Origin of the sequence: Microbacterium sp. oral taxon 186 str. F0373, from assembly GCF_000411455.1 — a bacterium.
Taxonomy (GTDB): Bacteria; Actinomycetota; Actinomycetes; order Actinomycetales; family Microbacteriaceae; genus Microbacterium.
The window spans coordinates 1,566,824-1,589,227 of sequence record NZ_KE150457.1; the positions used below are offsets into that span (position 1 = coordinate 1,566,824).

Below are 22,404 nucleotides of genomic sequence, written 5' to 3' on the forward strand. Positions count from 1 at the left end.
GATCGAAGGGTGAGTGAGCACCGCGCCGACCTGGGCAAGGATCCGTCCCGCGTGAGCGGCATGTTCGACGAGGTCGCGGCCGGCTACGACCGCACCAACACCGTGCTGAGCCTCGGCAACGACCGGCTGTGGCGCATCGCCACGACGCGGGCCATCGCTCCGCGGCCCGGCCAGCGCATCCTCGATCTCGCCGCCGGAACCGGCGCGAGTTCGGTCGCCCTGGCGCGCAGCGGCGCAGAGGTGGTGGCCGGCGACTTCTCGCCCGGCATGATCGCCGAGGGCCGCCGTCGGCACGGGCACGTGCCCAACGTCACGTTCGTCGAAGCCGACGCGATGGCATTGCCATTCTCCGATGGAGAGTTCGACGTCGTCACCATCTCGTTCGGCCTGCGCAACATCAATGACCCGAAGAAGGCGCTCGCCGAGATGCTGCGGGTGACCGCCCCCGGCGGCATGCTGCTGGTGTGCGAGTTCTCGCACCCGCAGAACCCCGCGTTCGCGAGCCTCTACCGCTTCTACAACGACCGGATCCTGCCGACCGTCGCCCGCACCGTGAGCTCGAATGCCGACGCGTACGACTACCTCAACGAGTCGATCAAGGACTGGCCCGATCAGGTGACGCTCTCGTCGTGGATCCGCGACGCCGGCTGGACCCGCGTCGCCCACCGCGACCTCACCTTCGGCATCGTCGCCCTGCACCGCGCCGTCAAGCCGCTCGTCTGAGGCCGTTTCGACTCGCTGCGCTCGCTCGACGACCGGGCGGGGGAGCGCCTCCCGGTCGTCGAGCGAGGCGCGCAGCGCCCGAGTCGAAACGCGTCCGCGACCGCGCGTGCGGCGGCCCGGGTAGGCTGGGAGGGTGACTGCGAGCTCCTCCGCTGCCGGTGCGCGATTGACGGCCAACCTCGGTCTGACCGAGCGTGTGCTCGCCGGTCCCCGGATGCGCAAGCTGCTCGCCGTCGTCGAGGACGGCCTCGACCGTGTCGAGGACACCCTCGCCCGTGAGCTGCGCGTCAGCGACGCCCTCGCCGATGCCACCACCCGCTATCTCTACGAGGCAGGCGGCAAGCGGGTGCGGCCCATGCTCACCCTGCTCACCGCGCAGCTGGGTGAAGGCACCACAGAGAACGTCATCACGGGTGCCACGGCCCTGGAGATGACCCATCTGGGCTCGCTGTATCACGACGACGTCATGGACGGCGCGGACGTGCGTCGCGGGGTGCCCAGCGCCCACGCCGTCTGGGGCAACAACGTCGCCATCCTCACCGGCGACCTCATGTTCTCGCGCGCCAGCCAGCTCATGGCGCAGATCGGCGAACGCGCGATCCGTCTGCAGGCCGACACGTTCGAGCGTCTCGTCCTCGGACAGATGCACGAGACGGTCGGCGCTCAGGCCGGGGAGGACCCCGTCGAGTTCTACCTCCAGGTGCTGGCCGACAAGACCGGATCGCTGATCGCGGCATCCGCTCAGGCCGGCATCCTGTTCTCGGACGCGCCGTCGGAGTACCGCCGCCCCGCGCTGGAGTACGGCGAGAAGGTCGGCGTGGCCTTCCAGCTGCTCGACGACGTCATCGACCTCTCCGACGATCCCACCGAGACCGGCAAGGTCCCCGGCACCGACCTGCGTGCCGGCGTTCCGACCATGCCCTACCTGCTCCTCGCCCGGGCCGCCGACCCGGCCTCACGCGCGTTGAAGGCCACGATCGACGACGGTGTGGCGCGCATCGCCGACGGGGCAGACCCCGCGATCCTCGATGAGGCGATGCAGCAGCTGCGTGCGCACGCCGTGACGGCCGAGACCCGCGCGAAGGCGTACGAGTGGGCGGATGCCGCGATCGCGGCGATCGATCCGCTTCCGGCCGGGCCGGTGCGCGACGCGCTCGTGAAGCTCGCCCACGTCATCGTCGACCGCTCCAGCTGATCGCGTCTCGACCCGGGCCTGCCGGCCCTCGCCCCACGACCGGATGAACACGAAGGACACACCCATGACCAAGCTGAGGCTGGCCATCGTCGGCGCGGGCCCCGCCGGCATCTACGCGGCGGACATCCTGTTGAAAGCCGAGCGCAAGTTCGACGTCTCGATCGACCTGTTCGACCACCTCCCGGCTCCCTACGGACTCGTGCGCTACGGCGTCGCCCCCGACCATCCCCGTATCAAGGGGATCATCACGGCCCTGCGCGACGTGCTCGATCGCGGCGACATCCGCATCTTCGGCAACGTCCGCTTCGGTGAGGACATCACGCTCGACGATCTGAAGCAGCACTACAACGCCGTCATCTTCGCGACCGGTGCGATCAAGGACGCCGACCTCGACATCCCCGGCATCGACGCGGCCGGCTCGTTCGGCGCGGCCGACTTCGTCAGCTGGTACGACGGCCACCCGGACTTCCCGCGCGAGTGGCCGCTGGATGCGGCATCCGTCGCCGTGATCGGCAACGGCAACGTCGCGCTGGACGTCGCCCGTGTGCTCGCCAAGCACGCCGCAGACCTGCTCGTCACCGAGATCCCCGCGAACGTGCAGGCGGGTCTGGAGGCCTCGCAGGTCACCGACGTGCACGTGTTCGGTCGACGCGGCCCCGCCCAGGTGAAGTTCACGCCGCTGGAGCTGCGCGAACTCGGCGAGCTGCGCGACGTCGACATGGTCGTCTACGACGAGGACTTCGACTACGACGAGGCATCGCGGGCGGCCGTCGCCAGCAACAAGCAGGTCATGGTCATCGACCGGGTGCTGCAGTCGTGGCGTCAGCGGCCGGGCGTCAACAACGCCGGAGGCGAGGCGTCGCGCCGGCTACACCTGCACTTCTGGGCCAAGCCCGTCGAGGTCAAGACCGATGAGACCGGCCGCGTGGCGGCTCTGGTCTACGAGCGCACGCGACCCGACGCCGAGGGCGGCGTGGTCGGCACCGGCGAGCTGCGCGAGGTGCCGATTCAGCAGCTGTACCGCGCGGTCGGCTACTTTGGATCGCCCCTGCCGGGCGTGCCGTTCGACAAGAAGCACGGCGTGATCCCCAATCACGAGGGACAGGTGCTGCACAAGGACTCCAACGAGCGCGTGCCCGGCGTGTACGCGACCGGCTGGATCAAGCGGGGCCCCGTGGGACTCATCGGCCACACGAAGTCCGACGCGATGGAGACGATCAGCCATCTCATCAACGACCAGGCGTCGTGGTGGCAGCCGGCCGATCCCTCTGTCGAGGCGATTCCGGCGCTGCTGGCCTCGCGCGGGGTCGCCTGGACGGATCTGGACGGGTGGCACCGCCTCGACGAGCACGAGGTCGCCCTCGGCGCCCCGCACGAGCGCGCGCGCATCAAGGTCGTCGACCGCGACGAGATGGTCCGGGTCTCGCGCGGCGAGTAGGCCGCCGGCGCACCTCGGGAGGAGATTTCGCGTCGGGAGGTCGTTTTCGCGGCATCCGTCCTCCCCGGGGTGAAATCTCCTCCGCTCCTGCGGCCGCGGCCGGCGTCGATGCTTCGCACGGGGCCCGCGGATAGGCTGGCGGCATGGCGGGCGAGTGGGGTGCGGACATCCTCGGGCCGGGCTTCGAACAGCTCACGCTCGAGCTCGATGCGGACGCCGGTCCCGCCACGCTCGTGCGCTCCCTCCCGCGGATGCCGTGGCTGCGGCCGCTGAACGGCGTGGACGTGCTGTACGTACACGGGTGGTCGGACTACTTCTTCCAGACGGAACTGGCGCGGTTCTGGACCGGGCTGGGTGCCCGGTTCTACGCCCTGGATCTGCACGGGTACGGGCGGAGCCTGCGTCCGGGGCAGACGCCCGGATATGTCACGACGCTCGACGACTACGATCCCGACATCGCCGCCGCCCTCGCCGCGATGGGCACGCACGATCGGGCCCGGCTGCTCGTGCTGCTCGGGCACTCGACGGGCGGGCTCACCCTCAGCCTCTGGGCGGCGCGGCATCCCGGCGCGGCCTCCGCCGTCGTGCTCAACAGCCCGTGGCTCGAGTTGCAGACCGGTGCGATCGGGCGTCAGGCCATCGCGCCGATCATCGCGATGCGCGCCCGCATCGATCCCCTCGGCGCGCACCCGGTCGTCGATCTCGGCTTCTACACGCGGGCGCAGCGCGAGCTGGGCACCCTGCCCGACAGTCCCGAAGGGTGGCGGCCCGAGCGGGGCTTTCCGACTCATCCGGGATGGCTCGCCGCTGTGATGAGGGGCCACGCCGCCGTCGCCGGGGGGCTGACGATCGACGCTCCCGTGCTCACCCTGCTCTCGGCCGCGTCGACCACGCCGCTGCAGTGGACGCCCGAGATGACGTCTACTGACAGCGTGCTGGTGGTCGCCGATATCGCCCGGGCGGCGACGCGACTGGGGCCGCTCGTGACGATCGCGCACATCGAGGGTGCGATCCACGATGTGTTCCTGTCGGCGCCGGCGTCGACGGATGCCGCGTACGGCGTGCTGCGCCGGTGGCTCGTCTCGGGCGCGCTCGGCTGACCCGCCCGCTCAGCCGCCGAGCAGCGAGGGATGGGTCACGCGCCACCCGTCGTCGGGCGGCGCGATCGTTCCCCGCACGGCCACCGCGACGCTGGCGCTGCGCCCGCCGGAGGTCCAGGTCGCGATCCCGACCTGCTGACCGTCTTCGCCGGTCGGCGGGATCGTCAGCGTGATCGAGGCGGTGATCGGCGTGTCCGACCAGGTGAGCAGGCTCTCATCGCGCGACAGCACGAGCTGCGCCTCGCCGCCCCAGGGGCTGGTCACCGTGCCGACGGGCGTTCCCGCTTTCGCAACCGGGACCAGGTGCACGCCGGCGGCGACGCTGCGCAGTGCCGCCGTGACGTCGGCATCCACCTGCTCCCGCGATTGCCCGTCCAGCGAGACGCCGACGATCTTGAGCGGTTCGCCCAGGCCGGGGTTGCTCGTCGCGGTGTAGAGCAGGGCGAACGTCCCGGCGCCGAGGTTGCCGGTCTTCAGGCCGGTGACGCCGTCGCTGCCGAGCAGATCGTTGGTGTTGTCGACCTCTCCGACCGTCGGCACGGTGGCAGACGGCATCGACGTGATCCGGGCGAGGGCCGGGTCGGCTGCGGCGAGCTGTCCGATGGCGAGCAGATCGCTGGGCGTGCTCGTGTTGCGCTCATCGATGCCGGTGGGCTCCACGATCGTCGTTCCGTTCAACTGGTGAGCCTGGAGCCACGTGCGCGTCGCGGACACGTAGCCCGAACGCGACCCGAATGCCCACATCGCCACCGCATCGGCGTAGTTGCTCGCGGACGGCAGCAGCATGGTGGTCAGGGCGTCGCGCAGCGACATGGAGCTGCCGGTCGGCATGGCGGCCACGGTGGCGCCGAGCACGTAGTACTGGTCGTAGAGGGCGTGGTCGGCCTTGTCGAACGTGATCGTCGGGCCGGGGTCGTCGGCATTCTGCAGGGGATGCGCGTCGAGCACGACGAGCGCGGTGATCAGCTTGCTGATGCTCGCGATCGGTCGCGGCTGGTCGTCACCGCTCACCGCGTGCAGTCCTGCCGCACCCAGGTCGCCTGCGGCGCCGACGACCGAGATCGCGGCGGCCCGCCCCGAGGGCATCGTCAGAGCAGCCGGGGCGCCCGGGGCCACGGTCGGAACGCGTGTCATCGTCTCGAGAGCGGGCAGCGGCGCGGAGAGGGCCCACGCCGTGTAGCCGCCGGCGCCGGCGACGATCGCGAGCACGATACCCGCGGCGATCAGCCAGCCGCGCGTCCGGCGCCGGCGACGACGGCGCAGGCGCTCGGCATCCGCGTCGGACATCGGCGCGCGCGAGGCACCGCCGGGGGCCGAGGCCATCAGGTCGGCGAAGTCGTCGAGTCCGTCATGGTGCGGCGTGCTCATCGGCACCGCCGCACGATGTCCGGACGGGCCGAGCGGGTCAGTGCGACGGCGAGAGAGCTCACCCTGCGAGCGTATCCCGTGAGTGTCGTGGGCCTGGAGCGCGGCGGGGGGATCTCCGCGGCGGTGGCGACGGGGGACGGGCGCATACCGTGTCGGCGGGCGTTTCGGCAACCCTTCCGGGTATCGGGTCCGGTCGTGTCAAGATTCTGGAGCGGACCTCCGATCCGATCGGGCCACGGCTCCGAACAAGAGGCAGCCACGCCCGTCCCGAAGGAGAGTCCTGCCCGTGAGAGAAGTCTCGACTGCGCCTCTCGCCGATCTCTCGGCCTACCGCAACGTCACCGACCTGCTGATGCGTCGTGTCGACGACGCTCCCGAACACGTCGCCTTCGACGTGCGCGAGGGAGCGGGGTGGCGGCCGGTGACGACGGCGGAGTTCGCCGCGGAGGTGCGCGCGGTCGCCAAGGGGCTGCTGGCCGACGGCCTCCGACCGGGTGATGCCGTCGCGATCATGGCGCCGACGCGTTACGAGTGGGCCGTCGCCGACCTGTTCCGGACCCCTCTCGGGCGTCTGTGGCAGCGGAACAACGCCGGCGAGGAGTGGCGTCGTATCCGCGAGGCGGTCGGCCTGCCGTCCGAGGTCACGTTGCACACGCTGCGGCACACGTACGCGTCGAACCTCATCGCGTCCGGCTGTGACGTCGTCACGGTGCAGCGCGCTCTGGGGCACGCTCAGCCGAGCATCACGCTGAACACGTACTCGCATCTGTGGCCGTCAGCGGAGGACAAGACGCGCGCCGCGACCGCCAATTTCATGGCCGCTGTGATGAGTTCTGCGGACTCTCGGCGGACTGACGGGAAGAAACCCCAGGTCAGCGGGTATCCTTACCGGTAGTTGACGAACTGCAGGTCGACGTCGAGGTCGGCCGCCTTCAGCATCCGCTGCACTTCCTGCAGGTCGTCGCGCGACTTGGACTGCACGCGCAACTCATCGCCCTGGATCTGCGCCTTGACCGACTTGGGTCCCTCGTCGCGGATGAGCTTGGTGATCTTCTTCGCGTTCTCGGAGGAGATCCCCTCCTTGAGCGTGGAGGTGATGCGGTACTCCTTGCCGGAGGCCTGCGGCTCACCCGACTCGAGCGACTTCAGGGAGATGCCCCGCTTGATCAGCTTCGACTGGAACACGTCCAGCACGGCCTTCGCGCGCTCTTCGCTGTTGGCCTTGATGAGGATCGCCTCGCCGCTCCAGTCGATCGACGCGTCAGTGCCCTTGAAGTCGTAGCGCTGCTCGACCTCTTTGCGGGCCTGGTTGAGCGCGTTGTCCGCCTCCTGGCGGTCGATCTTGGAGACGATGTCGAAAGAGGAGTCAGCCATGCGTGGCAGTCTAATCGCGCGCGCTCGCGCGGGCCGAGGATGCCGAGGGCCGGCCGCTCATCGTGCGACCCCCATAGGGTCGAATCATGTACACCGGCTTCGTCGCTCCCGCCGATGATGTCGTCGACGATGTCGTCGCCCGCGCGCTGGGCGCCGCAGGGGAGCGGGTGCCGCGCCGCGACTGGCAGCGCGTGGAGCACGGTTCGGCGAATCTCGTGGTGCTCGCCGGACGTGTGGCGGTGCGAGTGGCGCGCACCGCGGACGCGGCATCCGAGGCCCTCCGCGCGCAGCGTCTCATCGACGCCCTCCCGCCTCTGCCCTTCGCGGTGCCGCGCTCCGCGGCGCCGGCGATCGATGACCGTGCCGCGGGCGGTGTGGTCGCGATCGCGCAGGAGCGCGTCGACGGCGAGCCGCATCCGAGCGGCAGCGGCGACGCCGTAGCGCTCCGACGCCTCCTCGACGCCCTTCGCGAGACCGACCTCACCTCGCTTCGGACGAACCTGGCTCATCGACACACCTTCTTCGGCGGCGGGGAGGGGCTGCGCCTCATGACCGGTGATGCCGTCGCGATGCTCGCTCCGACGGCCCGTGAGGGCGCTCGCCGCGTCGCCGATGCCTTCGTCGGGCTCGCGCCGCACGGTGATGTGCTGACGCATGGCGACCTGGCCGGCAGCAACGTGCTGTGGACCGATGGCGTCGCCTCCACAGTTTCGGGGCTGATCGATTGGGATCTCGCTGCCGCCGACGACGAGGCGAAGGACGTGGCGGCGCTCGCGACATGGCATGGGTGGGATCTCGTGGCGCAGATCGTGCCACCCGAAGTCACCCACCGCGCACGTGTCACGGCGGCGACCTACCCTCTGCAGCTCCTGTGCTTCGCGATCGCGGGAGGCCGCCCCGCGACGGAGATCGAGCGCGCCCTCACGAGGGCCAACGACACGTACGCGAGCTGACCGGCCCGGCGCGGCGGACCGGTTCGTAGACTGGACGGATGCAGCCGCTCACGGAGAACCAGGTGCGCGCCGCCCTCGTCAACGCGACACCCGACGAGCTCGACCGCGTGGGTGTTCCGCTCTCTCTCGTGCTCGCCGACTGGGATCATCTCGATTTCCTCGCGTGGTCCGACCCGGACTTCCGAGGTCGGGGCTACATGATCGTCGAGCGCGACGGCGTGCCCACCGGGATCGTGCTGCGCGCGGCATCCGGGTCCCGTCCGCGCGCGGCGATGTGCAACCTCTGCCACACGATGCAGCCCGGCAATCAGGTCGCCCTGTTCACGGCGCGACGGGCGGGGGATGCCGGGGCTCGCGGTGACAGTGTCGGCACCTACATCTGCGCCGATCTGGGCTGCCACGAGAACGTCCGCCTCGCGGCGCCGCTCGCGCCGAGCGAGGTGCGTGCCAGCGTCGACCGCCGCATCGACGGGACGCGCCACCGCGTGGAGGCCTTCGTCGAGCGGGTCGTGGCGCCGGTCTGACGCCGGATGCGGCCTCTGGTTTTTGGGAACGCGTGCGGCCGGGTAAGATGGTTGATCGCGCCTCCGGTCGACTGTAAAAGCCGGGCGGGTGCGCACTTGGCGAGTTACCCAAGCGGCCAAAGGGATCTGACTGTAAATCAGCCGTCTTCGACTTCGGGGGTTCGAATCCCTCACTCGCCACCCACCGAAAGGCCCCGCAGATGCGGGGCCTTTCCTGGTCTGCGCTCTCCACGCGGCCCGACCCCCGTGACAGGATGGGGGCACGGCTGGATGCCCGACGAAGGGGAGAGACATGACCGAACCGACGAGTTCGCCGCAGTCCAACAAGATCCTGCGCGCGACGATCTGGGTCGCGATCGGCGCTCTGATCGCCGCCGCGCTCGTGTGCGTGGTCTGGGTGCTGATCGGAGACTCGAACGGCATCGTCGGCAAGGCGTTCCTGACGATCCTGCTGCTCGCGGGCTTCGCGGGCGTGGCGATCGCCGAGTCGAACATGGCCCAGAGTCGGCCCACCTGGCTCGCGCTGACGAGCATGATCTCGTGGGTGCTGATCCTGCTGGTCGGGGCGTTCCTCATCTGGATGCCGACCAGTGGCTACTTCGGCGTCGGTGCCGAGCGGGTGTTCAAGTTCATCGTCATCGCGCTCATCGTCCAGGGCGCTCTCCTGCACGCCCGCCTCTTCCTCAAGGCGTTCCAGCGCCACCAAACGACCTTCACCTCGATCGTCACCTACGTGACCATCGGCCTCGTCGTCATCCTCATGGTGATGCTGGTGCTGCCGCTCATGACCGACGAGTTCGTCACCTACCGTCCGCTCTACTGGCGCGTGGTCGTCGCGCTCGCGATCCTGTCGGCGGTGGGCACGGCGCTCCTGCCGCTGGTCAACGCCCTCTTCGCCCCGAAGCGTCCGCGCCCGCACCTCACCGCCCCCTACGGTGCCGCCCCCTACGGCGCGGCTCCCTACGGCGCGGCGCCCTACGGCACGGCTCCTTACGGTTCGGCCCCGCTCTCCGTAGCGGCGCCCGCGGCGCCGGCTCCCGCGCCCGCTGCCCCCGCTCAGCCGCCGGCTGCCCCGGCTCAGCCGCCCGCGCCGGCACCGGCACCCGCTCCGGCGGCATCCGCACCGTGGCCCACCTTCGCCGACGGCGTCACGCCGCTGCCGGTGTTCCCCGACGGCTCGCCGGACTGGAACGCCTACTACACGGGTCAGCCCTCGCCCGGCGCACGCTTCTGGTTCACGGAGGGCGCAAGCGCCCCGACGGCTCCGGCCGCGCAGGGGCACGACGGGTACCCGCCGGCCCCGCCGCTGCCGCCCCAGCAGCACAGCTGAGGGTCAGTCGAGCATCTCCAGCGCCGCCATCGCGGCGTTGTGGCCGCCGATGCCGCTGACGGCGCCGCCGCGACGCGCGCCCGAGCCGCACATCAGCACCCGCTCGTGCGCCGTCGCCACGCCCCAGCGCTCGGCCGCCGTCTCGAGCGGCTCGTCGTCGCCCGCCCACGGCCACGACAACGGCCCGTGGAAGATGTCGCCGGCGGTCATGCCGAGCGATCCCTCCAGGTCCGTGGTCGTCCGCGCTTCGATGCACGGCGAGCCGTCGGGCGCGACGTACAGGCAGTCGGCGAGCGGTTCGGCGAGCACCGCGTCGAGCGAGCGGGTCGCGGCATCCACGAGCGTCGACCGGTAGTCGGCGCTCGAGAAGCCGGCGGCCAGTCGGTGCGGAACCTGCAGCCCGAAGAGCGTCAGCGTCTGGGCTCCCGACTGCTGCAGGGCCGGCCCGAGGATCGACGGGTCGGTGAGGGAGTGGCAGTAGATCTCGGCGGGAAGGGGACGCGGGATGCCGCCGTCCACCGCGGCCGCGTAGGCGTCGTCGAGCTGGGTCATCGTCTCGTTGACGTGGAACGTGCCGGCGAAGGCCGCTTCGGGCGAGACCGTCGTGTCACGCAGACGCGGCAGATGTGACAGCAGCATGTTGACCTTCAGCTGCGCGCCTTCGGGGGCCGCGTCGTCCGCGGGGTCCGCCGCGTCGCCGAGGAGCCGATCGAGCACCGCGGGGCTCACGCCGCTGAGAACCAGGCGTCCGGTGAGGATCTCGCCCGAGGCGAGCGTCACGGTGCCGCCGGGCGCGACCGCGCTCACGGTCGCATTGACGCGGATCTCGGCGCCCGCGCGGCGCGCCGCGTTCTCGAGCGCGGCGCTCACTCGGCCCATGCCGCCGACGGGGACGTCCCAGTCGCCGGTGCCGCCGCCGACCACGTGGTAAAGGAAGCAGCGGTTCTGGCGCAGGGAGGGATCGTCGGCCCAGGAGAAGGTGCCGATGAGACCGTCGGTGAGGGCGATGCCGCGCGCGATGTCGGTGCCCAGCCCGTCGCGCAGCAGGCCGCCCAGCGGTCGCGTCGTGAGCGCGTCCCAGAGCGCGGTGTCGGCGACCTCCGCTAGCATCTCGCCCGCGCGGCGCAGGGGCTCTGTCACCGAGGGGAAGACGGTCGCAGCGAGCGGGAGGAGGCGGTCGGTGAACGCCTCGAAGCGCTCCGCCTCGCGGATGTCACCGGTCGTGCGGATGACGCTCGCGGTGGTGGCCGCGGCATCCGCGTTGTCGATGAGGATGCCGCGGGACGGGTCGGCGGGGTCGGGGGTGTACGACGAGTAGCGGCGCCGGCGCAGGTCGAGGCGCAGATCGAGGTCGTCGATGATCGTGCGAGGCAGCAGGCTCACCAGGTACGAGTAGCGCGACAGGCGCGCATCCGCGCCCGCCCACGGCTGCTCCGACACCGCGGCGCCGCCGACCCGGTCCTGCCGTTCCAGCACGATCACGCGCTTGCGCGCCCGGGCGAGATAGGCGGCGGCGGTGAGGGCGTTGTGGCCACCGCCCACGATCACGACGTCGTAGTGCGCGCTCATGAGGCCACGGTAGTGCGCGTAGCGTGGAGGCATGGTGGATGCCGCGCAGTGGGAAAAGATCGCCGTCGACATCGCACGGGAGGCCGGCGCGCTCGCGCGGCGCCGCCGGGCCGAGGGCGTCGCGGTGGCGGCGACCAAGTCCACCCTCGCCGACATCGTGACCGAGGCCGACCGCGAGGTGGAGCAGCTCATCCGCGACCGGCTGGCAGCGGTCCGGCCCGACGACGGCTTTCTCGGGGAGGAGTCCGACCCGCAGCCCGGCACGAGCGGTGTGACCTGGGTCGTCGACCCCATCGACGGTACGGTCAACTACGCCTACGGCATTCCGCAGTACGCGGTCAGCATCGCCGCCGTGACCGGGGAGGCGACGCCCGAGACGTGGGTCGCACAGGCCGCGGCGGTCTACAGCCCCGCCGTCGACGAGCTCTTCCACGCGCACCGCGGTGGAGGGGCCTGGCTCGGCGATCAGCCTCTGCACGTGTCGACGGTGACGGATGCCGGGGCCCTGCTCGCGACCGGTTTCGGATACGACCCCGCCACCCACGACGGCGACCTGGCGCGGGTGCGCCGGATGATGGTGCTCGCCCGCGACCTGCGTCGCGCCGGCGCGGCCTCGCTCGACCTGGCCTACGTCGCCGCCGGGCGGCTCGACGGGTACTTCGAGCGCGGGCTCAAGCCGTGGGACCACGCGGCGGGAGCGCTGCTGGTCACGGAGGCGGGCGGCATCGTCGGCGGTCGCCCGGGCGGCGCGCCCGGTGCGGAGATGACGATCGCGGCCGGTCCGGAGCTGTTTCCGCGGATGCGCGAGTTGCTGGAGGTGTGAGGCGTCCGCGGGTTGATAGGAACGTGGACCGTGTGTCCATGGCATTCCCAGCGACCACGATGTAGTGTTTACCCGATCGTTATCTTTGCCGGCCCGAACGGCGAAGCGATCCGAAGCCCGTAGTACGTCGTCGTGCGGAGCACCCTTCCGCGCGGCCTGACGAGAGCCTGTGTGATTTGACCCCCGACACCCCCGCGGCCGATGCGACGCCCTCGCGGCGTGCCAGCCGACGAACCGAGTCGGCCGCAACGCCGACCGGGCCGGGTGCACTGACCCGCGCTGAATACCGTCGCCTGGCTGCCCAGGCCGCCGCCGAGGCCGCTCCCGCGGACGACGTTCTCCCTGTCGCTTCTGCCGCCGTCGCCGAGGTGACGCAGCCCGAGGCGCCTGTCGAGTCCGCGCCCGCCGAGCCCTCCCTCGCCGAGTCGGTCGTCGCCGACGTCGCTGCGGCGATCGTCGCCGAAACCGTCGCCGGGGCACAACCCGACGAAGCCTCCCGTCGGCGTCTGCGCCGCGCCGCGCGAGCCGTGTTCGAATCGGTCGCCACCGAGGACGCATCCGCGGTCGCCGTGACGGTGGACGCCGCCGCGGCCGTCGACCACGAAGCGGATGCCGTGCCCGCTCCGGTCGCCGACCAGCTCCCGAGCGATTCCGCGTTCGTCGCGGCATCCGAGAGCTGCGACCTCGACGAGTTCGAGTTCGCTGCCCGCCTGTTCTCCTTCACGGGGGAGATGCCGGTGCAGCGTCCCTCGACCGCCGCTGCCGAGCCGGCGGAACCGGTTTCCGCTGCCGAGGCCGTCGTCCATGTCGCCGCACGCCGCCGCCCGCGTGGCGCGGCGATCGCCAAGCGGATGGCTGCGGCGTCGTTCTCGGTGGGCGTCATGGCGGTCGTCGGCCTGCTCGCGGTGGGCACGACCACGCCGGCGGCTGCGATCGCCTCGGCATCCGACTCGTCGAACACCGCCGCGCAGCCCACCGTCGTCGCCGCCAGTCAGAAGCTGACGAAGAGCTCGGATGCCGGTCAGATCCAGGCGTTCGTGGCTTCGGGAACCGATGCTCCGACCGCGCTGGATCGACCCGAAAGCTACAACGTCACGTCGATGTCGGAGCTTGCGGCCGAGTCGGGCGTGCGCCTGTTCGCGAACACGTGGGTGAACGACCCGTCGTCGCCCATCCAGTACCCGTTCCCCGTCGGGGTGCCGATCTCGGCCGCCTTCGGGTCCATCGCGTACCTCTCGGAGTTCGCTACCCCCCACAACGGCGTCGACCTGACCCCGGGTGAGGGCGCGGAGATCCACGCTGTCGCCGCGGGCACCGTGCGCATCGCGACCGAGTCCGGTGGCGATTACGGTGTGACGGTGCTGATCGACCACATCATCGACGGCCAGCTCGTCTCCACTCGCTACGGCCACATGCAGTACGGCTCGCTGAAGGTGGGTGTCGGCGACAAGGTCACCGCCGGACAGGTCATCGGCCGCGTCGGACAGACCGGCAAGGCGACCGGACCCCACCTGCACCTCGAGGTGCTGCTGGGGGGCACCACCCGCATCGACCCGATGCCGTGGCTGGCCGAGCACACCAAGCCCGGCCACACCGTCGGCTGAGCCGATTCTGTCGGACGCCCCGGCTCTGATATTCTTTTCTGGTTGCCCCGCGAGGGGTGGCACGCCCCGATAGCTCAGTGGCAGAGCACTTCCATGGTAAGGAAGGGGTCGTCAGTTCAATCCTGACTCGGGGCTCGCAGCATCCACATCTCGCCGTGTGGGTGCGGCGCGGCGGGGTAGCTCAGTTGGTGAGAGCGCACGACTCATAATCGTGAGGTCGCGGGTTCAAGCCCCGCTCCCGCTACCACACTCGTTTTCCTCGAACAGATGACCTTGAGATCAGGGTCCAGGTGTTGGGAAGAAGCGTCGGAGATGTCTCCGGCGCTTTTCTTGTTGGTTGCGGCAGAGAGCGCCGCGCGGCGTCGACCGCGTCCCAGGTCGGCGGTTCGCCCCTCTCCTGGTGCTCAGCGTGCGAGGAGCGTGGTCTGAATCTTCTCGGAGACGGCTTCGCGCAGTGGCCGCACGGACTCGGGGTCCCAGGCATCCGGATTGGGGAACGACCACTCCAAGACCTCGCCGCGGGGCGTGGACGGCAGTTCGAGGCCGGGCTTCATCAGCACCACGACCTCCGCCTGATCGAGGTTCTCCGTGGTGACGGCACGGGGCACCCGGTCGGTGATGTCGATGCCCAGCTCGGCAACCGTCGCGGTGACGGCGGGGTTCACTTCGCCCGCCGGCGACAGTCCCGCCGATGTTGCGGTGAACCGGTCGCCGGCCAGGTGCTCCAGGAGCGCAGCGCCGAGCTGGGAGCGGCCGGCATTGTGCTGGCAGATGAACAGGACGGTCGGAGTGGTGTTGGTCACGGGTTCTCTTTCTGGGAAGTGTCAGGTGGCGGTGAGTCGGGGGGCGAGTTCGGCGATGCGGCGCTCCAGCTCGTCGTAGGCCGTGTCGAAGGCGTCGTCGGTGCCGACGCGGACCGGGTCGGGGATGGACCAGTGCAGGTGCCCGGCCACCCCGAGTTCTTCGTGCGCGTTGTCGCACACGGTGACCACGAAGTCCGAGTCGGTCAGCACGGCGCCCAATGCCCGTGGCGGCTCTTGCGGCAGGTCGAGATCGTGACGATTGGCTGTCGCGATCGCGCCGACTGCGATCTGTTCAGCGGGGCGCGTGCCCCCGGACGTGGCGGGGATGCTGCTGTGGGTCGCCCACAGCGCGGCGGCGAGTTGCGACCGCGCCGAGTTCGCCGTGCAGACGAAGACCACGCGGCTTGCGCCTTCGGTTCGGCCAGGGGTGAGGCCCACGAGGGCGTTGTCCGTGAGGTGTATGTAGCTGCGTCGCTTGTCCGCCTCGGAGCGCGATCGGGCGACCATGCCCGCAGACTCCAGCGCGTTCAGGTGATGAGTCACGAGATTTCCCGCGATGCCCAGGGTCGTCCGAATCTCTGACGGCGACAGATCGCCGAGCGTCAGAAGGTCGACGATCCGCAGTCGGGACGGGTCGCTCAAAGCGGCGTGCCGAGCGGCGCGCGCCTCCACCGTGTCGGTTCGTTCAGTGTTCATTGTTTCAATATTGACTGTTCTATCGCGTGTGCGTCAAGATGAGCCGACATGAAAACGATCACCCGCTCCGATCCGTCCGTGACTCGGCCACACGTGCTGCGTCGCGTCGCCGCAGAGTTCGTCGGGACAGGGCTGCTCGTCACCGTCGTGGTCGGGTCAGGGATCGCCGCCCAGCGGCTCTCGCCTGGCGATGTGGGGTTGCAGCTTCTCGAGAACAGCGTGGCCACGGCGCTCGGCCTGACGGTGCTGATCCTCATGCTCGGCCCGGTGTCGGGAGCCCACTTCAACCCCGTGGTGTCACTGGCGGACTGGCTGGCCGGCCGCCGCGAGGGAGCCGGCCTGCCGCTGCGCGATGTCGCCCCGTACCTGGCGGCGCAGGTTCTCGGCGGCGCGGCCGGCACCCTCCTGGCCGGCGTGATGTTCGACACCGCGCCCGCGCTCTCGGGACACAACCGCGCGACCGGCGGGCACCTGGTCGGCGAACTGGTCGCTACCGCCGGGCTCGTGCTGCTGGTCTTCGCGCTCGCCCGCGCAGGGAACGGATCGGTGACCGCGGCTGCGGTCGGCGCCTACATCGGTGCCGCGTACTGGTTCACCAGCTCCACATCGTTCGCCAACCCCGCTGTGACCATCGCCCGCATGTTCACCGACACGTTCGCCGGAATCGCCCCCGCCTCCGTGGCACCGTTCATCCTCGCCCAGCTCGTCGGTGGCGCCCTTGGGCTCGCGATGCTGCTCGTCTTCTACCCGACCGCTGCACGCACCGCGGGCGACGTCGTGGTGCCCACGCAACCCGAAACCACGTCCTGAAAGGCACCCTCATGCACCTCGTAGCGATCGGCGGAAGTGATGCCGGCATCTCCGCGGCCCTGCGCGCCCGCGAACTCGACCCCTCGGTCGACGCCACCGTCGTCGTGGCCGACTCCTACCCGAACTTCTCCATCTGCGGCATCCCCTACTACTTCTCCCGCGAAGTGCAGCCCTGGCAGTCCCTCGCCCACCGCACGCACGCCGACCTCGAAGCCACCGGCATGAACCTGCGTCTGAACACCCTCGCCACCGGTATCGACGTCGACGGTCGCACGCTCACGGTCCGCGACGCGGCCGGTACGGAGTCGACGATCGCGTATGACGAACTCATGGTCGGCACTGGCGCATCCCCGTCCACCGCCGGCATCGCCGGCCTCGACCGGTTCGGCCCCGACGACGGCGTGCACCTGCTGCACTCGATGGGCGACACCTTTGCCTTGGAGCGATACCTCGACGAGCACCAGCCCGAAACCGCAATCATCGTCGGTGCCGGCTACGTCGGCCTCGAAATGGCCGAGGCTCTCACCGTCCGGGGCCTGCGCGTCACCCAGCTCCAGCGAGGCCCCGAGGTGCTCTCCACCCTCGACCCCGAACTCGGCTCGCTCGTCCACGACGAACTCACCCGCCACGGCGTCGAGGTCGTGACCGGGACGCGTATCCAATCCGTCACGCGCGACGGCGGCCGCCTCACCGTGACCGGCACCCGCGATGCTCACGCATTCTCCCGAAGCGCCGACCTCGTGCTCGTGGTCGTCGGTGTGCGCCCCAACACCAGCCTGCTCACCGCAGCCGGTGCAACCACGGGCGCGGGCGGTGCCGTCGTCGTGGACGAGCACATGCGCACCGGCCTGCCGAACGTCTGGGCAGCCGGAGATGGCGTGGTCACCCACCACCGCCTCCTCGGCGTTACGTATCTGCCCCTCGGCACCACCGCCCACAAGCAGGGCCGCGTCGCCGGCGAGAACGCCATCGGCGGCAACGCGCGGTTCGCGGGCAGCCTCGGCACACAGGTCGTGAAGGTGTTCGAGGTCGTCGCCGCTCGCACCGGCCTCCGCGACGACGAGGCCCTCGCCGCGGGCTACTCTGCGCAGAGCCACACCGCGATCGCGGATGACCACAAGCGCTACTACCCCGGAGCGACGCCGATCAGCATCCGCATCACCGGAGACACCCGAGACGGACGCCTTCTCGGCGCGCAATTGGTCGGCACTCGCGGCGCCGAGATCTCCAAGCGCGTCGACACCTACGCCACTGCCCTGCACCACGGCATGACCGTCGGCGGAATGAGCGACCTCGATCTCTCGTACACGCCGCCGCTCGGCTCGCCCTGGGACGCGGTACAAGTGGCCGCCCAAGCGTGGGAGCACGAGGTCCGCCTGGTCGCGGCCGGCGTCTGATTCTCGAGAGAACTCACCTGACCTGCCCGGCATCCGATGGCGGGAACGCGTGTCGGCGTCCGGCGATAGCATGAACCCGTTCCCACCCGGCCCGTAGACGGAGCCCTTCATGCTCGGAAAACTCCTCGTCCGATATCTCTGGACGTACAAGTGGTGGCTGCTGGGCGTGCTCGTCTTCCAGTTCGCCTCGGCGATGGCGTCTCTCTACCTGCCGCGCCTGAACGCCGACATCATCGACAAGGGTGTCGCCGCGGGCGATACCGCCTACATCTGGTCGCGCGGCGGCTTCATGCTGCTCATCGCGCTGGGGCAGATCGTCGCCTCGGTCATCGCGACGTTCTTCGCCGCGCGCGCCGCGATGAGCGCCGGACGCGACATCCGCCGCGACGTCTACGACAAGGTCAGCGGCTTCTCCGAGCGTGAAGTCTCGTCTTTCGGGGCCGGTACGCTCATCACTCGCAACACCAACGACGTCCAGCAGGTGCAGATGCTCGCGATGATGGGCGCCACCATGCTCGTCACCGCGCCGCTGCTGGCTATCGGCGGCGTCATCATGGCCGTCCAGCAGGATGCCGCGCTCAGCTGGCTCATCGCCGTCGCGGTGCCGACGCTGCTCGTGATCGCCGGTTTCATCATCAGCCGCATGGTGCCGTTGTTCCGCGAGTATCAAGGCAAGCTCGACGGCGTCAACCGCGTCATGCGCGAGCAGCTCACCGGCGTGCGCGTCGTCCGCGCGTTCGTGCGTGAACGCATCGAAGAGGCCCGGTTCCGCGTCGCGAACACCGACATCATGGTCGTCGGACGCAAGGTCGGCTCGCTGTTCGTGCTCATGTTCCCGCTGGCGATGCTGGTGCTCAACCTCACCGTCGTCGGCGTCATCTGGTTCGGCGGCATCCAGGTGGATGCCGGTGACGTGCAGATCGGCACCCTCTTCGCCTTCATGCAGTACGTCGGTCAGATCCTCATGGGTGTGCTCATGGCCACGTTCATGACGATCATGATCCCGCGCGCCGCCGTCTCCGCCGATCGCATCGCGGAGGTGCTCGACTCGACCGATGCGCTGCACCGCGCGGCTCGACCGGTCACGGAGTTCCCCGACCTCGGCGCCGTCGAGTTCGACGACGTCACCTTCAGCTACCCCGGAGCCGAGGCTCCCGTGCTCGAGAACATCTCGTTCCGCGCAGCCCCCGGCCAAACCGTCGCCATCGTCGGATCGACCGGTTCGGGCAAGACGACGCTCGTCTCCCTCATCCCGCGACTGTTCGATGTCACCGGCGGCGCCGTCCGCGTGGGCGGCGTCGACGTGCGCGAGGCGGACCTCGACGAGATGTGGCGGGGGATCGGGTACGTCCCGCAGCGCGCGTTCCTGTTCACGGGCACGGTCGCCAGCAACCTCCGCTTCGGACGCGAGGACGCGACCGACGACGAGCTGTGGCAGTCTCTCGAGATCGCCCAGGGGCGCGATTTCGTGGCCGAGATGGACGGCGGCCTCGATGCGCGCATCGCGCAGGGCGGCACCAATGTCTCGGGTGGTCAGCGCCAGCGCCTGTCGATCGCTCGCGCCATCGTGCACCGGCCGCACGTGCTCGTGTTCGACGACTCGTTCTCGGCGCTCGACGTCACGACCGATGCCCGACTGCGCCAAGCTCTCTGGCGCGCGCTTCCCGAGGTGACCAAGATCGTCGTCGCCCAGCGCATCTCGACCATCGCGGATGCCGACGTCATCGTCGTCCTCGACGACGGGCGCATGGTCGGCATCGGCACGCACGACGAGCTTCTCGCCGCAAACGACACGTACCGAGAAATCGTCGAATCGCAGTTGGGAGTCGACGCATGAGCGCGCCGAACACCGCCGCCGTCTCCGAAGAGGAACGCGAAGAACTCGAGCTCGCCGAACAGGCGCGGCTCAACTCCGGCTCGTGGGATTCCGTCGCCCCCGGCAAGGCCGCCAACTTCGGTCGCAGCTTCGTGCGGATGATCGGCCTGCTCGCCCCGTACAAGTGGGCGTTCGGGTTCGTCTCCGTCCTCGGGGCGATCGGCGTCGTCCTCGCCGTGATCGCGCCGAAGGTTCTCGGTGAGGCGACCAACATCCTCTTCGAGGGAGTCGTCTCGGCGTCGCTTGCTGCGCAGTTCCCCGCCGGCACCAGCCAGGACCAGGTTGTCGACGCCCTGCGTGCCGCGGGGCAGAACGACATCGCCAACATCGTCTCCGCGATGCACGACTTCCAGGTCGGCGCCGGTGTCGACTTCGAACGTCTGAAGTGGGTGCTCGTCGCTGTTCTCGCGATCTACGTCGTATCGGCCGTGCTCACCTGGGTGCAGGGCTACGTCATCAACGTGATCATGGTGCGCACCATGTGGCGCCTGCGCGAGTCGGTCGAGGCGAAGATCAACCGCCTGCCCCTGTCGTACTTCGACCGGGTGCAGCGAGGCGAGCTCATCTCGCGCGTCACGAACGACATCGACAACATCACGCAGACCATGCAGCAGTCGTTGTCGACCGCCGTCACCAACGTGCTGACGGTCGTGGGTGTGCTCATCATGATGTTCTCCATCTCGTGGCAGCTCGCGATCGTCGCGCTCATCGCTCTGCCGCTCATGGGCGTCATCTTCGGAGTCATCGGGCCGAAGTCGCAGAAGGCCTTCGCCACGCAGTGGCGCAAGGTCGGCCGGCTCAACGCCCGCGTCGAGGAGTCGTTCTCCGGTCACGCCCTCGTGCGCGTGTACGGCCGCGAGAAGGACTCGCGGGAGAAGTTCCAGCAGGAGAACGAAGAGCTCTACCAGGCTGCGTTCAAGGCCCAGTTCCTGTCGGGCCTGATGATGCCGGCGATGATGTTCATCGGAAATCTCTCCTACGTCGGCATCGCCGTGCTCGGCGGCCTCATGGTGGCGTCCGGGCAGCTGCGACTCGGCGACGTGCAAGCTTTCATCCAGTACTCGCAGCAGTTCACCCAGCCGCTGTCGGAGCTCGGCGGCATGGCCGCCGTCGTGCAGTCCGGAACGGCCTCTGCCGAACGCGTCTTCGAACTCCTCGACCAAGACGAGCAGGAGCCGGATGCCGAAGACGCGCCCGCCCTGCGCGAGGGACGCGGCGTCATCGAGTTCCAGAACGTCGCGTTCTCGTACAGCCCCGACAAGCCGCTCATCCGCGACCTGTCCTTCCGCGTCGAGCCGGGCCAGACCGTCGCGATCGTCGGGCCCACCGGGGCCGGAAAGACGACCCTGGTCAACCTCCTGATGCGCTTCTACGAGCTCGACGGCGGACGCATCCTCCTCGACGGCCAGGACATCTCCGCGCTCACCCGAGACGACGTCCGCTCGCGCACCGGCATGGTGCTGCAGGATCCGTGGCTGTTCGCCGGCACGATCCGTGAGAACATCCGCTACGGCAACGAGGAGGCTTCCGATCTCGAGATTGCCGAAGCCGCCGTCGCCACCCGTGTCGACCGGTTCGTGCACTCCCTTCCCGACGGCTACGACACTGTGCTCGACGAGGACGCCGCCAACGTCTCGGCCGGTGAGAAGCAGCTCATCACCATCGCGCGCGCGTTCGTCGCCGAGCCGAGCGTGCTCATCCTCGACGAGGCGACGAGCTCGGTCGACACCCGCACCGAGCTGCTGCTGCAGCACGCGATGTCGGCGCTGCGCGAAGGACGCACGTCCTTCGTGATCGCCCACCGTCTGTCGACGATTCGCGACGCCGACCTCATCCTCGTGATGGAGCACGGCGACATCGTCGAGAAGGGCAGCCACGACGAGCTGATCGCCGCGGAGGGTGCCTACTGGCGCCTCTACCGCTCGCAGTTCGAGCAGGCCGCCGCCGGCGCCGACGACCCCGCCCCCGAGGTCGGCACCGGGGCCGACGCGTGAGCCCGGCCGCAGCCGCGACGCCCGCCCGGCGTCGCGATATCCGCTTCGTGCTGTCGTGCATCGGCGTCGGCCTCGCCGCCGGTCTGCTGTCGGGCCTGTTCGGGGTCGGCGGTGGCACCGTCATCGTGCCGATGCTGGTGCTCCTGCTGCGCTTCGACCAGCGGCTCGCGGCGGGCACGTCGCTGGCGGCCATCGTGCCCACGGCATCCGTCGGCGTTGTCTCCTACGCGATCCACGGGTCCGTCGCCTGGATCCCCGCGCTCATCCTCGCCGCCGGAGCCGTCGTCGGCGCGCAGATCGGTTCCTGGCTGCTCGCCCGCATCCCGCAGAACGCGCTGCGCTGGGGATTCGTCGGCTTTCTCGCCGTCGTGATCGTGATGCTGTTCATCGTCGTCCCCTCGCGCGAGGCCGCGCTCGAGCTCACCGTCGCGTCCGGCATCGGCTTGGCGGTGCTGGGCCTGTTCACCGGTGTGATGGCGGGCCTGCTGGGAGTCGGCGGCGGGGTGATCGTCGTGCCCGCCCTCATCTTCCTCTTCGGCACGAGCGACCTCATCGCGAAGGGCACGTCCCTGCTGATGATGATCCCGACCGCGATCTCGGGCACCGTCGGCAACGTCAAGCGCCACAACGTCGACCTGGTCGCCGCCGTGCTCGTCGGCGTCGCCGCTTGCACGACGACGGCCCTCGGCGCCTGGATCGCGACACTGCTGTCGCCCCTGGTCGCCAACATCCTCTTCGCGTGCTTCCTCACCTTCATCGCTGCGCAGATGGCGGTACGGGCCCTTCGCGCGCGCCGCGCGCGCTGACACGTTCATCCGTCCCGAACG

Annotated in this window: 20 protein-coding genes and 3 tRNA genes; 18 read left to right on the forward strand and 5 right to left on the reverse strand. The window is 69.9% G+C overall.

Translation table 11 applies throughout. The annotated features are described in order from the left end of the window. Nucleotides 1-9: 9 nt before the first annotated feature. The 4 genes from HMPREF1529_RS07310 to HMPREF1529_RS07325 all read left to right on the forward strand — a co-directional run bounded on the left by HMPREF1529_RS07310 (nucleotide 10) and on the right by HMPREF1529_RS07325 (nucleotide 4,456). On the forward strand, nucleotides 10-723 hold the full coding sequence (locus HMPREF1529_RS07310; protein WP_016464332.1) for a class I SAM-dependent methyltransferase: 714 nt from the start codon (nucleotides 10-12) through the stop codon (nucleotides 721-723). Nucleotides 724-856: 133 nt separating this feature from the next. Then, on the forward strand, nucleotides 857-1,918 hold the full coding sequence (locus tag HMPREF1529_RS07315; RefSeq protein WP_016464333.1) for a polyprenyl synthetase family protein: 1,062 nt from the start codon (nucleotides 857-859) through the stop codon (nucleotides 1,916-1,918). Between the two features lie 64 nt (nucleotides 1,919-1,982). Then, entirely contained in the window at nucleotides 1,983-3,356 is a 1,374-nt protein-coding gene (locus HMPREF1529_RS07320; protein ID WP_016464334.1) for an FAD-dependent oxidoreductase, read from the forward strand. Between the two features lie 143 nt (nucleotides 3,357-3,499). Further along, nucleotides 3,500-4,456, forward strand: a complete 957-nt coding sequence (locus tag HMPREF1529_RS07325) for an alpha/beta hydrolase (protein WP_016464335.1) — start codon at nucleotides 3,500-3,502, stop codon at nucleotides 4,454-4,456. A gap of 9 nt (nucleotides 4,457-4,465) precedes the next feature. Here HMPREF1529_RS07325 and HMPREF1529_RS07330 read toward each other — a convergent pair whose 3' ends face one another. Beyond that, on the reverse strand, nucleotides 4,466-5,824 hold the full coding sequence (locus HMPREF1529_RS07330; RefSeq protein WP_016464336.1) for a D-alanyl-D-alanine carboxypeptidase family protein: 1,359 nt from the start codon (nucleotides 5,822-5,824) through the stop codon (nucleotides 4,466-4,468). A gap of 286 nt (nucleotides 5,825-6,110) precedes the next feature. On the opposite strand from HMPREF1529_RS07330, the gene HMPREF1529_RS16295 reads away from it, so the two are divergent. Continuing rightward, a complete protein-coding gene (locus tag HMPREF1529_RS16295) occupies nucleotides 6,111-6,719 on the forward strand; it encodes a tyrosine-type recombinase/integrase (RefSeq protein WP_016464337.1) in 609 nt (202 codons plus the stop codon). Here the strand turns inward: HMPREF1529_RS16295 and HMPREF1529_RS07340 are convergent. Further along, nucleotides 6,710-7,198 carry a YajQ family cyclic di-GMP-binding protein gene (locus HMPREF1529_RS07340; RefSeq protein ID WP_005049876.1) on the reverse strand — a complete coding sequence of 163 codons (489 nt, stop codon included), beginning with the start codon at nucleotides 7,196-7,198 and terminating at the stop codon, nucleotides 6,710-6,712. The genes HMPREF1529_RS16295 and HMPREF1529_RS07340 overlap by 10 nt on opposite strands. A gap of 86 nt (nucleotides 7,199-7,284) precedes the next feature. On the opposite strand from HMPREF1529_RS07340, the gene HMPREF1529_RS07345 reads away from it, so the two are divergent. From HMPREF1529_RS07345 to HMPREF1529_RS07360, 4 genes are all read left to right on the forward strand, one after another. Next, a complete protein-coding gene (locus tag HMPREF1529_RS07345) occupies nucleotides 7,285-8,151 on the forward strand; it encodes a phosphotransferase family protein (protein WP_016464338.1) in 867 nt (288 codons plus the stop codon). A 38-nt stretch (nucleotides 8,152-8,189) separates the two neighbouring features. Continuing rightward, on the forward strand, nucleotides 8,190-8,675 hold the full coding sequence (locus HMPREF1529_RS07350) for an FBP domain-containing protein (RefSeq protein WP_005049879.1): 486 nt from the start codon (nucleotides 8,190-8,192) through the stop codon (nucleotides 8,673-8,675). Nucleotides 8,676-8,773: 98 nt separating this feature from the next. Continuing rightward, a tRNA-Tyr gene (locus HMPREF1529_RS07355) sits at nucleotides 8,774-8,855 on the forward strand. A gap of 112 nt (nucleotides 8,856-8,967) precedes the next feature. Beyond that, nucleotides 8,968-10,005 (forward strand): hypothetical protein, encoded by a 1,038-nt coding sequence (locus HMPREF1529_RS07360; RefSeq protein WP_016464339.1) that lies wholly within the window; start codon nucleotides 8,968-8,970, stop codon nucleotides 10,003-10,005. Nucleotides 10,006-10,008: 3 nt separating this feature from the next. Here the strand turns inward: HMPREF1529_RS07360 and HMPREF1529_RS07365 are convergent, their stop codons facing one another. Next, nucleotides 10,009-11,574, reverse strand: a complete 1,566-nt coding sequence (locus HMPREF1529_RS07365) for a phytoene desaturase family protein (RefSeq protein ID WP_036283065.1) — start codon at nucleotides 11,572-11,574, stop codon at nucleotides 10,009-10,011. Between the two features lie 31 nt (nucleotides 11,575-11,605). Here HMPREF1529_RS07365 and HMPREF1529_RS07370 point away from each other — a divergent pair, with 31 nt between their 5' ends. The 4 genes from HMPREF1529_RS07370 to HMPREF1529_RS07385 all read left to right on the forward strand — a co-directional run bounded on the left by HMPREF1529_RS07370 (nucleotide 11,606) and on the right by HMPREF1529_RS07385 (nucleotide 14,248). Beyond that, a complete protein-coding gene (locus HMPREF1529_RS07370; RefSeq protein ID WP_036282812.1) occupies nucleotides 11,606-12,397 on the forward strand; it encodes an inositol monophosphatase family protein in 792 nt (263 codons plus the stop codon). Between the two features lie 176 nt (nucleotides 12,398-12,573). After that, on the forward strand, nucleotides 12,574-14,001 hold the full coding sequence (locus HMPREF1529_RS07375; protein WP_016464342.1) for a M23 family metallopeptidase: 1,428 nt from the start codon (nucleotides 12,574-12,576) through the stop codon (nucleotides 13,999-14,001). 63 nt (nucleotides 14,002-14,064) lie between these two features. Then, nucleotides 14,065-14,136: transfer RNA gene (locus HMPREF1529_RS07380), tRNA-Thr, on the forward strand. Between the two features lie 35 nt (nucleotides 14,137-14,171). After that, a tRNA-Met gene (locus HMPREF1529_RS07385) sits at nucleotides 14,172-14,248 on the forward strand. A 157-nt stretch (nucleotides 14,249-14,405) separates the two neighbouring features. On the opposite strand, the gene HMPREF1529_RS07390 is transcribed toward HMPREF1529_RS07385, so the two are convergent. Together HMPREF1529_RS07390 and HMPREF1529_RS07395 are read right to left on the reverse strand one after the other, a co-directional pair. After that, nucleotides 14,406-14,804, reverse strand: coding sequence for an arsenate-mycothiol transferase ArsC (locus tag HMPREF1529_RS07390; protein ID WP_016464343.1), 399 nt, complete (start codon nucleotides 14,802-14,804; stop codon nucleotides 14,406-14,408). A gap of 21 nt (nucleotides 14,805-14,825) precedes the next feature. Further along, the gene (locus HMPREF1529_RS07395; protein ID WP_016464344.1) at nucleotides 14,826-15,500 is read right to left on the reverse strand and encodes an arsenate reductase/protein-tyrosine-phosphatase family protein; all 675 of its coding nucleotides are present in this window, start codon (nucleotides 15,498-15,500) and stop codon (nucleotides 14,826-14,828) included. Nucleotides 15,501-15,548: 48 nt separating this feature from the next. Here HMPREF1529_RS07395 and HMPREF1529_RS07400 point away from each other — a divergent pair, with 48 nt between their 5' ends. The 5 genes from HMPREF1529_RS07400 (at nucleotide 15,549) to HMPREF1529_RS07420 (ending at nucleotide 22,383) form a co-directional block, all read left to right on the forward strand. Beyond that, nucleotides 15,549-16,310: an MIP/aquaporin family protein gene (locus HMPREF1529_RS07400; RefSeq protein ID WP_016464345.1), complete on the forward strand. Its 762-nt coding sequence runs from the start codon at nucleotides 15,549-15,551 to the stop codon at nucleotides 16,308-16,310. An 11-nt stretch (nucleotides 16,311-16,321) separates the two neighbouring features. Further along, nucleotides 16,322-17,707, forward strand: coding sequence for an FAD-dependent oxidoreductase (locus tag HMPREF1529_RS07405; protein ID WP_016464346.1), 1,386 nt, complete (start codon nucleotides 16,322-16,324; stop codon nucleotides 17,705-17,707). 109 nt (nucleotides 17,708-17,816) lie between these two features. Beyond that, the gene (locus tag HMPREF1529_RS07410; RefSeq protein ID WP_016464347.1) at nucleotides 17,817-19,544 is read left to right on the forward strand and encodes an ABC transporter ATP-binding protein; all 1,728 of its coding nucleotides are present in this window, start codon (nucleotides 17,817-17,819) and stop codon (nucleotides 19,542-19,544) included. Then, nucleotides 19,541-21,577, forward strand: a complete 2,037-nt coding sequence (locus HMPREF1529_RS07415; protein ID WP_005049906.1) for an ABC transporter ATP-binding protein — start codon at nucleotides 19,541-19,543, stop codon at nucleotides 21,575-21,577. Before HMPREF1529_RS07410 ends, HMPREF1529_RS07415 begins: the two co-directional genes overlap by 4 nt. After that, nucleotides 21,574-22,383, forward strand: a complete 810-nt coding sequence (locus tag HMPREF1529_RS07420; RefSeq protein ID WP_016464348.1) for a sulfite exporter TauE/SafE family protein — start codon at nucleotides 21,574-21,576, stop codon at nucleotides 22,381-22,383. Before HMPREF1529_RS07415 ends, HMPREF1529_RS07420 begins: the two co-directional genes overlap by 4 nt. Nucleotides 22,384-22,404 lie beyond the last annotated feature (21 nt).